The sequence below is a fragment of the Elizabethkingia argenteiflava genome (genome assembly GCF_009904105.1).
GTDB classification, from domain to species: Bacteria; Bacteroidota; Bacteroidia; order Flavobacteriales; family Weeksellaceae; genus Elizabethkingia; species Elizabethkingia argenteiflava.
The window spans coordinates 1-12,458 of the sequence record NZ_JAAABJ010000535.1 but is presented as its reverse complement, the minus strand read 5'-3'; the positions used below and the strand labels follow the sequence as shown (position 1 = coordinate 12,458).

At 34.5% G+C, this 12,458-nt stretch carries 12 protein-coding genes and 1 pseudogene; 6 read left to right on the top strand and 7 right to left on the bottom strand.

Going from position 1 to position 12,458, the window contains the following annotated elements; genetic code table 11:
- Positions 1–281: 281 nt before the first annotated feature.
- From GNY06_RS08790 to GNY06_RS08765, 6 genes are all read right to left on the bottom strand, one after another.
- Positions 282–839: an RsmD family RNA methyltransferase gene (locus GNY06_RS08790; RefSeq protein WP_166519737.1), complete on the bottom strand. Its 558-nt coding sequence runs from the start codon at positions 837–839 to the stop codon at positions 282–284.
- A gap of 2 nt (positions 840–841) precedes the next feature.
- Entirely contained in the window at positions 842–1,561 is a 720-nt protein-coding gene (locus GNY06_RS08785) for a DUF3822 family protein (RefSeq protein WP_166519736.1), read from the bottom strand.
- Positions 1,562–2,356: 795 nt separating this feature from the next.
- Positions 2,357–2,851 (bottom strand): 5' nucleotidase, NT5C type, encoded by a 495-nt coding sequence (locus GNY06_RS08780; RefSeq protein ID WP_166519735.1) that lies wholly within the window; start codon positions 2,849–2,851, stop codon positions 2,357–2,359.
- A 262-nt stretch (positions 2,852–3,113) separates the two neighbouring features.
- Complete coding sequence (locus GNY06_RS08775; RefSeq protein ID WP_244614397.1) at positions 3,114–3,551, bottom strand: ElyC/SanA/YdcF family protein; 438 nt, start codon at positions 3,549–3,551, stop codon at positions 3,114–3,116.
- A 359-nt stretch (positions 3,552–3,910) separates the two neighbouring features.
- On the bottom strand, positions 3,911–4,405 hold the full coding sequence (locus GNY06_RS08770) for a Smr/MutS family protein (RefSeq protein WP_166519734.1): 495 nt from the start codon (positions 4,403–4,405) through the stop codon (positions 3,911–3,913).
- Between the two features lie 6 nt (positions 4,406–4,411).
- Positions 4,412–4,906 (bottom strand): metallophosphoesterase family protein, encoded by a 495-nt coding sequence (locus GNY06_RS08765; protein ID WP_166519733.1) that lies wholly within the window; start codon positions 4,904–4,906, stop codon positions 4,412–4,414.
- A 71-nt stretch (positions 4,907–4,977) separates the two neighbouring features.
- Between GNY06_RS08765 and truA the strand changes: the two genes are divergently transcribed.
- From truA to rimM, 5 genes are all read left to right on the top strand, one after another.
- Positions 4,978–5,718, top strand: coding sequence for a tRNA pseudouridine(38-40) synthase TruA (gene truA / locus GNY06_RS08760; RefSeq protein WP_394350834.1), 741 nt, complete (start codon positions 4,978–4,980; stop codon positions 5,716–5,718).
- 2 nt (positions 5,719–5,720) lie between these two features.
- Positions 5,721–7,457: an ABC transporter ATP-binding protein gene (locus GNY06_RS08755; RefSeq protein ID WP_166519731.1), complete on the top strand. Its 1,737-nt coding sequence runs from the start codon at positions 5,721–5,723 to the stop codon at positions 7,455–7,457.
- A gap of 229 nt (positions 7,458–7,686) precedes the next feature.
- Complete coding sequence (locus GNY06_RS08750) at positions 7,687–8,976, top strand: hypothetical protein (protein ID WP_166519730.1); 1,290 nt, start codon at positions 7,687–7,689, stop codon at positions 8,974–8,976.
- Between the two features lie 127 nt (positions 8,977–9,103).
- Complete coding sequence (locus tag GNY06_RS08745; protein ID WP_166519729.1) at positions 9,104–9,652, top strand: 30S ribosomal protein S16; 549 nt, start codon at positions 9,104–9,106, stop codon at positions 9,650–9,652.
- A 19-nt stretch (positions 9,653–9,671) separates the two neighbouring features.
- Positions 9,672–10,214, top strand: coding sequence for a ribosome maturation factor RimM (gene rimM / locus GNY06_RS08740; protein WP_166519728.1), 543 nt, complete (start codon positions 9,672–9,674; stop codon positions 10,212–10,214).
- Positions 10,215–10,462: 248 nt separating this feature from the next.
- On the opposite strand, the gene GNY06_RS08735 is transcribed toward rimM, so the two are convergent.
- On the bottom strand, positions 10,463–11,815 hold the full coding sequence (locus GNY06_RS08735) for a hypothetical protein (RefSeq protein WP_166519727.1): 1,353 nt from the start codon (positions 11,813–11,815) through the stop codon (positions 10,463–10,465).
- A 491-nt stretch (positions 11,816–12,306) separates the two neighbouring features.
- On the opposite strand from GNY06_RS08735, the pseudogene GNY06_RS15715 reads away from it, so the two are divergent.
- A pseudogene (locus GNY06_RS15715) lies at positions 12,307–12,458 on the top strand (IS982 family transposase); the annotation flags it as partial.

Below are 12,458 nucleotides of genomic sequence, written 5' to 3'. Positions count from 1 at the left end.
GTTTGAACGTCGATTTTTTTGTCTGCTCCATAACTCAAATGTTTAACGTTTAAAATTAAATTACATTGAGTTACAAGGGAACGTAGAAAAGGGCGCAAAAGACTGAAATATAATCAGTTAAACCACACTGTTGCCTTTGTCAATCGGTAACGAATTAGTAACCTAACCTTGTCATTTTTAGACCAAAACCTATCAGACACCGACTTCCGAACTGAGACTACTCTTTTTATAAAGCCTTGCATAGCAAAGGTTTTAACCGTTTTGCTTATTTTTGCTTTTTACTAATCTTTTTTAATGAAAAAACTAAAGCTTACATTTCCATACTTCCGAGTGTCCTGAAGAGCAGGATGTTCAAATTTCTGTCTCGATTGGTGCTCCAGTATAAAAATACCGTTTTCGGCGAGTATATTTTTTTGTAGAATGCATTCTATCAGTTCTTCGTACTTTGCTTTCTCCATGTCAAAAGGAGGATCTGCAAATACAATATTGTAGCGTTTACCATGATTTCTTTCTTTTTTAATCCAGTCGAAGACATCACCACGGCTAAGGTTTACTTGTTTGTCAAATCCCAATTCTTTTGCTGTTGAGTTAATAAAACTGCAATGCCTGGGATTGAGATCTACGCAGCTAATGTCGCGAGTATCCCGTGATGCAAATTCTAAAGAAATAGAGCCTATACCGGCAAAAAGATCTAAGACAGAGGTGTATTTAAGATCAAAACGATGTTCTATAATACTAAATAGAGCTTCTTTAGCAAAATCTGTTGTAGGGCGAACTTCAAAGTTCTTAGGGGCCGCAATTTTTTTACCCTTCCATTTTCCCGAAATAATTCTATACATTTTTATTGAAGGATAAAGTTATATTCATTTTTAATGTTTTTTTCAACAATTTCTACATGAGGCGCAAATTTTTGCAACTCTCCAAGAAAAGTTTCATTCTCTTCAATTTCTCCATACACCAAAAATTGCACACTTTTAAAATTGAAATTCAATTTGGAGGCTGCAAACATAATAAAATATAAGAAATCTACTTCTGAATGAGCATCAAGATTGTTATACAATAATATTTGTTTATTTTTAATGGCGAAAAATTCAGCCTGATTATGGTATAGGTGGATATGAATTTGTTGTCCACTATCCTTAAACAGGGCGTGGTTTAGAAATTTCTCTCCAGAGAAATTAAAGGCAGAAGGAATTTTAGTCGCTTTAATTTTTTCATAAAAAGATGTAGGCATGGTGTAGTAGAACTGGACATTAAACTCATTGTTAATGGCAATCATCAGTTCTTCGTTGGCAGGATCCACAGGGGCATTGTAGGAGATAAGCTGATAGCCCAGGTGGTGTTGATCAAATTCAAAAGGCAGCATGCTAAAGTGATTGATAGCGGAGATGATTTCAATTTTACCAATATCTTCTTGTTGGAGGGCTTGGGTGAGTTGTTCTGAAATATAGTGTTCAGGGGTCTCCTCATCTTGGAAAAATGCCTTCTCAGAATAAGAAGGGCCGCTACCTATAGCCCACTGTAGGCCATCTTTTGTAAAAAGTAGAGAGAGTTTTTGCATGTCTTTCAGCTTGATCTACAAATTTAGGAAAAATTAAACTATACAGAGCGCGCAGAATTGAAAATTGCAGAGATTTAATTGTAAAAATACTTTATTCTAAAGATAGATGTTCAGGGGGTTGAAGGGATTCATCCATCCAATCCTGAACAATAGCTCTTCTGTATTTTCAAATATAGTGTTATACAATATCTTGTCTATAGATTTTATTAAGCCTTCCACAAAATCATCAAAATATTTTTTCAATAAACATATTGTCTTTATGTGTTTGGATGTTTGAGTATTTATTTTTTCAGTCAATAAAGCATTGCATTAGTTTTTACCTAATCAACCAGATAAATAAGGGCTGCTCTATTAGCCCTCTATGAAATAGGTTGTTTTTATGCTTCTTTTTTTGGAGCCAATTACTCATAAAGCCCATGTGCCAGATTGATATTTAGGATAAAAATATTACAATAATATTCTTCTCTAAAGTGGGATACGTTGTTTTACTTTTATTCTGTTTTTATGCAATCCCAGCATTCTAGAATCTCTTTTGATCGGGTCCTTCAAGGGTATTTTTTTCCCAAAGAAACTCATCCTTCCTCAACTTCTGTATTTTGGACCGGTAAATTTAATAAGCGTATCATCTTTATGGATTTATAAATTCCTGATCCCATAAAGTATGATGTTTATATGTGGAGTTGTTAGTGTATAATGCTTTCGTATAAGTAAGATATTTGTCTGTCATTATTAGGCTTATTCTACACATGTGCTCAACTAAAAATTAGGATTCAAAAATCTCTTTAGAACATTTTTTCAACCGAACCTTTCAAGAATCTCTTCCCAGTTGTTCAAGCGTGAGGGATAGTCGATATTGACGTTATGGTAAGCGGTAAATAGAAAGCCTGATTTTCCAAAGTCTTTAAGATTCTCCACCATATCATCAATTAAAAAATGAGCCTTGATTAAAGATTTATTAGCACAAAATATTAAATTTCTCCAGGATATACTTGGGAAATGAGTCTCTATGAAGTGATATCGGGCAGAAAGAGAATTCGGGAACTCTAAGGCTGCTGAAACAATATAAATATTATATTTTTCGGAAAGAATAGCCACGGCATCCTGTGCCCCTTCCACTAGGGGAACATGATGGTAAAAATCGGCGGAATTTTGATAATTTTTAATAACCGGAATATGGACTTCGGGTAAAAGATCATAAACGGTCTTTCCCCAAAGGCTCTGTTTGGTTATTTCAGTATGATACTCGTGATTGTATTTATCTAAAATTAAAGAAATAGAGTCTGCAATCACTTCGTCTCAATCTATGGCGAGAATAGGTTTCATAATTTATCTAATATAGAGGTGATTTTATTTAATATTGATTGAACGTCTTGTACTGCAAAATCCCCTCGGGTACCATATTTCATAAATCTAAGAAATTCCCCCCACACCATGGTTTTTCCTCGTTCCGTTTCATGTCAGTTATTTTGGGTTATTCTTTTACAGGTATCATCCCAGGGAATACAAATTTGAAGGTTATAAAAATCTTCGGCTTTACAAAATTTTTTAAGGCTTAGATAAGAGCGCATGGATGCATAAGCGTGGGAAAGAAAGGCAATTTTTTTATGGTGGATAGGTTCAATAAGGAATTGGCATACCTAACATTTTCTAGTGTGTTTTTCGATTTCCGTTCCATTATCAATTGTATTTTCGGAAATTCTGCTAGGGGGATATGTTTTAATATAAGTTCTGATTCAGCAGAATTTTCGTACAGAGAATCATTATAATTTGCTATTCCGCCGGTTATGAGTAAAATATCAAATTTATTTTCTCGTAATAAATTGGTCAGCTTCATTCCGATTTCATCATGGAGAATGTTGGATCCAAATACAAAAAGTAATTGCGCAGATTCAATTTTTTTATCATAAAAACAGAGCTGGGTCAATAAGTTTATCAAATCAGGCGTTAAACATGGGGGAGAGGGGTATTTTAAGATCTCACGTTGGATCATGGTGAATTTTTCTTTTCATAGTGTGTGAAATTCTTACTTATTCGCGTTGTTCTACTTTGCCAAGATAAGGAATGTTTTCTATTCTATTGTTTTATATTTTAAGTGTTTGCATGATTTTATGGAATTATTTTATAAGGTTGTAGAAGTTTCAGAAATAATTTTTAGGGCTCAAGAATAGGACCATTGTAGGGGGAGAGGACACAGGAGGTTATTTTTATTTACTCTTTGGTTCTCTTTTAGCAGCTTAGATTTTCTAAATACCTTCAGATTTTATTAGCAGCGTCACAATTTAAAACAGCAAAATCAAAGTCCGAAATTTTTATTTTTTAATAAAAATTCCTTTAAGGCGTTAAGAAAAATTATTTCAAAAGAACGTCAATCGCACCTGATTGATGTTTAAAAAAGTATCCATCTTCGTATTCAAGATCAATTTCTCCACCCAGTACCTCTAATACCATTCCTTGGAGAACCCCGTCACCGATACCATGAATAACTTTTAGTTTTTTAATTTTATTTTTTCTGCAAAATTTAATGCTTTCCTGCAGCCTTTTTTTCTGAATAAAGAGCCTTTCCCAAGGGGTGTAATCACAAGGATTAGAAACCAGTTGCTCAAAATGCAAATCTAAGATCAGCGGTTGTGTTTTATTTTTTTTTGAAACCTTTTTTTGAGGTTCCTGCTTTACAGAGATACTATCGGGGGTATATAAATCGGGTTCAATAGGGACGAGGTCTTCAGGCTTAAAGCTATGCTCAAAGCCGTGTTCATCCTCAAGAATAATAAGGTTTTTCTGAATTTTTATAATTTTTCCTCGTAAATTATCGTTGAGGACCGAAACGTGATCACCTATTTTCATTATATATTATTTTATACCCAACTCGATAACTTCGAGATTTTTTATTTCGTTTTTATCGATTGTAAAACGCAGCAGCGTGCGAACCTTATGCCAGCCTATTTTTCCACAAGCACCAGGATTTAAATGTAGGATATTCTTCTCTTTATCCATCATTACCTTAAGAATATGAGAATGTCCGGAAATAAATATTGTCGGTTTTTTTTTATTGATTTCAGACTTGGCTAAAGCAGAATAACGCCCAGGATAACCACCGATATGCATCATCAATACTTCTACATCTTCGCAATGAAAACGTAAAGTTTCAGGAAATTCTTTCCGGAGTTCAGTGCCGTCGATATTGCCATATACCCCCCGAAGAGGTTTTAGGGCTTGAAGTTCTTTGGCTACTTCCACATTCCCAAAGTCGCCACCATGCCATACTTCATCCGCTTGCTCAGCATAGAATAAAATACGATCATCCATATAAGAATGTGTGTCGGAGAGTAATAATATTTTTTTCATGAAGCTTACTTTCGGTTACGGTAGAGTTTGTATTTTTGCTTATCGAAAATTTAGACAAAAATACAAACAAATTGCGCTATTTTATTGTTTTTTCCTACAATGGGGCGTCCTTCTTTGGGTTTCAGAAGCAACCGAACCAAATCAGTGTTCAGGAAACTTTAGAACATGCATTAACAATACTTTTACGAGAAAACATTAAAATTGTTGGTGCTGGTAGAACCGATACAGGAGTTCACGCTAAAAAAATGTATGCCCATTTTGATACCCAAAACAATTTGGCCGCAGATTTGGTTCCGCGATTGAATAGTTTTTTACCTCCCAGTATTGCGGTATACAATATATTTCAGGTAGATCAGGATTTTCATGCCCGATTCAGCGCTTTGCACAGAACCTATGAATATTATATTTCCACGCATAAAAATCCCTTTACAGAAAATTCTTCATGGCAGTTTTGGCGCAGGAAATTAGAGATAGACGCTATGAATGAGGCCTGCGAAATCTTGTTTGAATATAAAGATTTTACAAGCTTTGCCAAGTTGCATACCGATAATAAAACGAATTTCTGCCAGATAAAAAAAGCAATATGGGTACAGCAGGAAGAAGAGTTGTTAAAATTTACGATCTCTGCGGATCGTTTTCTCCGAAATATGGTGAGAGCCATTGTGGGGACCATGGTCGAAATAGGAACCCAAAAAATAAAGCCAGAAAATATACGAGATATTATTGAAAAGAAAAATCGGAATGCTGCCGGAATTTCAGCCCCCGCTCATGGCTTGTATTTGGTAGAGGTGGGTTATGACTTTGATATATAGCTATGAAAAAATTAAGTACAGGAAATATAATCGTTAGACTTTTCAGAATAGGAATGAAATTCCGCGGGTGGTTTATTTCTGCATTTATCATCTCCATTGCATTTGCATTGGTGGGAACCTATCGACCCATCCTAACAAAGGATATGATAGACCATGATATTATCAAAGAGCGGGATTTTACGCTACTAATTCACGATATTTATCTCTTAATAGGCCTAGTGATAGCGGAAACTGTATTGAATTTTGGATTGGTTTACCTTTCCAATTTTATATCGCAAAACGTTATTCGTGATATTCGCCAACGTTTGTATAATAAACTCATATACTTTAAAATATCGTTTTTCGATAAAATGGCAATTGGGCAATTGGTAACGCGTGCGGTAGGCGATGTTGAGACCATCGCTACAGTGTATACCGATGGTTTTTTAATGGTTTTTGGAGATGTGTTACGGGTGATATTGGTGCTGATTGCTATGTTTAATGTGAATGTACAACTTAGTTTTATCGCTTTGGTATTATTGCCTATCATGTTATTGATCACCAGATTCTTTCAAAAGCGGTTAAAAACAGCTTTCGGAGATGAGAGAAATTGGACCTCTCTGCAAAATAGCTTTGTACAGGAAAGACTCTCAGGAATGGCTTTGATACAAGTGTTTAATCGCCAGCAAGCAGAGTTTAATAAGTTTGATGAGATTAATAAACACTTGAAGAAAGCACTTTTACGAACAGTATTTTTCTTTTCTTTGTTTTTTCCGATTGTAGAATTGATATCTTCGGTATGTATAGGTTTGATATTGTTTTATGCAGGCTATAATGCCCTTACAGATAGCAATGCAAGCCCAGGAGATGTGATCGCTTTTATACAGTTTGTTAATATGTTAATTCGCCCTCTGCGACAGATTGCAGATAGATTTAATAATATACAAAGAGGTTTGGTCGGGGCAGAAAGGGTATTGGGCATTATAGACGCAGATCATGCTATGCCGAATCAGGGGCAGGTCATAAGAGAAAAAGTATATGGGGGTATAGAATTTCAGGAAGTATATTTTTCATATCATAAAAAAGAGGAAGTTCTCAAAGGTATTGGTTTTAAAGTTAACCCCGGAGAATCGGTAGCTATTGTGGGCGCTACTGGTGCAGGGAAATCTACTATTATTTCATTACTTACTCGATTTTATGATATTGATGCAGGAAAGATATTATTGGATGGTATAGACCTTCGAGAATATGAGCTCTATAACTTGCGAAACCATATTGGCGTGGTATCACAAGATGTGTTTCTCTTTCACGGTTCTATTTATGAGAATCTTACTTTGGGGGAAGACATACCCATAGAAAAAATACGCCAGGCTGCCAGGGAAATTGAGGTTGATGAATTTATTGAGAGGCTACCAGGAGGCTATCATTATGTGATGAGTGAAAGAGGAGCTTCCATTTCATTAGGACAGCGCCAGTTGCTATCTTTTTTAAGAGCCTATCTTACCGATCCGAGTATTCTGATTTTGGACGAAGCGACCTCCTCTATTGATAATGAATCAGAGAAACTGATTCAGAGGGCTACACAAAAAATTACTAAAAATAGAACCTCTATTATCATTGCCCATAGACTTTCTACTATTGTAAATGCAGATAAAATTATTGTAATGGCTCATGGAAAAATTGTAGAGGAAGGAAAGCATCAGGAATTACTTAAAAAGAAGGGATATTATGCCACTCTTTATAAGGATAATAATAAATAAAATATTATGTTTGCCGTAAAATTAGTAATTTATGTAATGATGTGTTAAAGTGTTATTATAGACCCTTGTAAATTTACACCATTAGGATTGCAAAAAAATAATAATCTCCCTTTTGTTTAGAGGTTTTTATAGAGGTCTTTATTTTGAGAGGTGGTACTTACCATTGTGGAAGAGTTGATGCTGTTTGGATTTTTTTAAGTAATGTAAAAAAATATAAAATATCTGTGAAATGAAAATAAAAATATTAATCTTAAGTTTGGTATCAGGCTTAACTTTCGCTCAGCAAAAAGATTCTATTAAGAATTATTATCAGGAACTCAATGCGCTTAAAGAAAGGATTGCTCATTTAGAAGAGGAAAAAGGGAAACAAGAGACTAAAAAGACTGAAAATATTATTGATAGGATTAAGCCTGGAGTAGTGACTATTTTTAGACTCGGAGAGTTAGACTGGAATCAGAATAAAATGAATCCTAAAATAGGACATATACAGGATGAGCATTATAGATTCTGGTCCCGAATTATGATGTATCTGTATATGGATACAAAAATTAATGATAAATTTGATTTTAGAGCGAGTATCTTATCTCATCCTTATTTTGCATTCGGAGGAAACTCCGACACAAAGTTATCCATTCTACTCGATGAACTTTGGCTAAATTATAAACTGAATGAAAATTATGCACTTCGCTTTGGACGTCAAGATGCATCTCGTGTTTGGGACAATCAGATTGGTGAACAATTTGATTTTTGGAAACACGATGGTTTAACTCTTATTTCACATCATAAAATTAAAGATTTTGATTTATCCGGAAACTTAGCTTATTTTGTTGAAAACTATAAGGATAATGCATCTTTTCGAAATCAGGGAAAGATGTATGGTTTCTCCCTGCGCTTAAATAAGTCTACCCCCTCTTATGATTGGAAAATAGGAACGGGACTTATCAAAGCCGAACAAATTCCCAATCGGTATTATAGCAATATAGGCCAATATTACTATGACGGTGATTTGGCACCTGATTACGCGATATGGACCAGTCAGTTGGGAATAAAGTTTAAAAAAATGTCTAACCTCTCCTTTAACCTAGATTTTTATCGCAATCTCAAGAATTACCCCCAAAATCCGGTATCAAATCTCATTACCGACAAGCAGGGAAATAATTCATTTTCAAAGGAATACCGTGCAGAAGAGGCTCCGGATTTCAGTAAGCAAAAGACAGGTGTATATGCTAATGCTTCAATAGATATCCCTCTATTGAAGAAAGATTTAAACATAGGTTTATCCTATCTCTATATGCAGAAATACGCAGCCTTGGATTATTTTGCCCAATACGATTTAGCCCGATGGGCGGCGACCAATGTACAAGGACCAGAAATTGTAATAGCCTATCCCATTAATAAATGGATGAGACTAAGAAATAGAATATTTTTTACGAAAGATATAAAAGGATATAACGCTGTCAATGAGGATTTCTTAAGAAAAGGAAATAGAGGGAGACTGGATTTGATTATCAACTTTTAAAATAGGTTTTCATAAGATGTGAATTTTCTTGGGGTAGGGTCAAATATTGTTTTTTTATTTAAACTTTTTCAATACCTTTGCAGCCTAAAATTAACCGGGACGAGTTCCCTTAAAATTAATTATTTATATGTCAGTAAAAATTAGATTACAGAGACACGGAAAAAAAGGAAAACCTTTTTTTCATATTGTTGTAGCAGATTCTAGAGCTAGGAGAGATGGTAGATTCATTGAAAAGTTGGGAACATACAACCCTATTACGAATCCTGCTACTATAGATTTGAATGTAGATTCTGCAGTGAAGTGGTTAAACAATGGAGCTCAGCCTACAGATACTGCCAGAGCGATTCTTTCTTATAAAGGAGCGCTTTATAAAAAACACCTTCAGGGTGGTGTAGCTAAGGGTGCTTTTGATGAGGCTGAAGCAGAAAAAAGATTTAATGCTTGGTTGGAGGCTAAAGAAGCTAAAGTAAACGCTAAAGTAGAGGGACTGGCACAAGCAAAAGGAAATGCTAAAAAAGCAGCACTTGAAGTTGAAGCTAAAGTAAATGAAGCAAGAATAGCAGCCGCTGCACAGGCAGAAGCTGAAGCTAAAGCCGCAGAAGAAGCTGCTAAAGCTGAAACAACTACAGAGGAGGCTACTCCTGCTGAAGCTTCTGAAGAAAGTAGCGAAGCTTAAAAAAGAAATTTGCCATAATATGCGTAAAGAAGATTGCTATTATCTTGGAACGATTACCCGTAGACATGGCCTTTCGGGCAATGTAATCCTTAAAATGGATACAGATCAACCCGAATTTTACAATAAAATGGAATCAATATTCGTTGAAATCAATGGATTATTGGTTCCATTCTTTATAGAAAAACTATCTTGGAGTAAGGCGGATGCACTCAATCTTTTATTTAAAAATATGGATGAGAGCCTCCTGGATCAGATGATAGGAAAAGATGTCTATCAGCCTTTATCTACTTTGCCGCCGTTGTCTGGGAAACAGTTTTACTATCATGAAGTTATTGGCTATGAAATAAAAGATGTTCAGGGAAGTTCTTTTGGGTTAATATGTTCCGTGAATGATCGGACTGCTCAGCATTATTTTATTTTGAAACTGAATGAAAAACAAGTTATCGTCCCGCTGATTAAAGAATGGATTATAGAGGTTGATCGTAAAGCTAAAGTTATTATGATGCAGTTACCTGAGGGATTGTTGGACGTATTTACGACACCTTCTAAAAAAGACGAGTAATTTCTATTTTAGATTTTTCTGCTGATTAAGAAAAGCTTCTTTATCCTCAAGAATTATATTTTCCAGTTTTATTTCAGAAAAGCGACTGCTCAACATAGACTAAGGATAAGCGATTATTATAGCTAGCAGAACTCTATTGAGATAATCAGAAATATAAAAAGCTCCCATTGGGAGCTTTTATCGATTAATATATTTTTATCCAGATCAGATCATCAATACAAAATTCTGAAAAAGAGAGATCACTATATTTAATTTAAAATAGCACCGGAAAATAACTCTTTATTGATAATAGGAATCTCTTTTTGAAGGAGATTAAAACTACCTTCATATCTCAATGGCGGTACTCCGATGTTACAGAGCATGTTGGCTTGAATTCTACCTTTTACAATAAAATTTACTTTCTTTTCAGGAATAAGAGTGCCTGCTAAAGAAGAGATTGCTGATACTTTTCCATTTAATCCTACGTTGGCTACAGAAACCGTTAGAAACTGTAAACCTACAGCTCCTTTTATTTCAAATCCCGCCTCTGCGGATAGGTCGCCCCCTAGTTGGGTGATGTTTAAGATCCCTTTGTTTTTTAAATGAATATTTAAATCGGGTCTTCTGCCCACCAGAAAATTAGCGTTTCCTTCAATTTCAAATAGCTTTACTTGTGCTTTTCCGCTTGCTTTGACTCCTGCATAAGGTCCGGCTGCAACTATAGGACTCAAAATAAGGCCTGTAGGACCTAAGACAATAGGGATGACCGGAATATTAATAAAGTCTGTGGTATTGATGGATAAACCAAGGCTTTTCTGAATATTGGCTATAGCCTGCAGGCTGATATCATCCAAAATGAAATCAACATAAAAATTAGATACAGTCCCCCTAGAAAAACTAATATTATAGTTAAGTTTAGGAGTAAAACCACCTTTTACTCGTACACTGGATTCTAAACCTATAGGGCCGATTTTTTGAGTTGGAAAAGGGATGTTTTTATCAAAATTAAAATATCCTAAATTGATGGTCGAATTATATGCACGATTATTAAATTTTTTAGCTTCTATGTTATGGATTTTACTCCGAGTCGCTTGAGAAACAAGCCCTTCTATAGGAATATAATTAAAAGTTTTGCCATCGACCTCTAAGGGTGGGGTATTAGCGGGATCATAAACCCCACTCAGTGTCCCTTCCAAGATTACCTCTTCAAGGTTCGCGCTTGTTGTTTGTAAAGATAATTGGTTATTTGCGTTTTTTATAGCGACTACCTTCGCAAGAATGTTGGTGATTTTATCCCCCACTACTTTGGTTCCTACGATAACACTGCCTTCCTGAATCCTTAGGGTTTGACTGGTGGTATGGCTAAATACAATCTTTTGTGGTTCGGAATGGGTAATCGCTGCAATAGATTCATCATTTAAAACAATAACATTTTTTTGTAGTATTAAATCTCCTAAGGTGTTGGGTCTACTTTGTGTTGGTGATGGTATTGCGCTTTTGGCAGGGTCATCTCCAGATAAATGATCACGGGAGCAGGAAACAAGGATAAATGATAAAAATAAAGAAAAAAATATTTTCGGATATAATTTTCTAATTCGATTGAAATAACTGTTTTTTTTCATGATTTGTATGTTTTAAAGTTAATTTTATATGTTGTGGGGTAGTATCACTATCATGTAGTTTTAATACATTTTATGCACTTAAAATAAATTCATTCTCTCTTAGTTCAGATAGTCTATATGTCCCTCTATTTATAGATGTCCTCTTTATATAAAAAAGGCGATACAGTATTCTTAAATGATCAACCTATATCCAGATAGAAACAATTGTTAATTTTTAAGTAAATCTCCTTATTATCGCTTCATAAGGGTGTACTTTAAAGTACACCTTATCTCTATTATTAAAAAAATAGATTCTTTATAAAGGCAAAAAAAGTTTTTTTTTCATCATTATACACAAATATAGAATTTTAAACTCATAATAGTATCCATTAGAATGTTAAATTAAGTTAAATTAAGATAATTTATACCCTTGGTTCATTTAGGATAAAAAAAAGGAAGCTGCGCATTATTATATAAATACCTAAATTTAATAGTCTAACAAACGATTAAATATGAACAGCTTTACCGCAAATTATGAAAAATATTAGAGATACTGATAACAATTGAAAGTAAAATGAATTTTTTAAATCAAATCCGCAATCCCAAATTGTCAGATCTTGAGTTAATCTCCATAGACTTAACTTCAGAATTTATGAGTATTGAT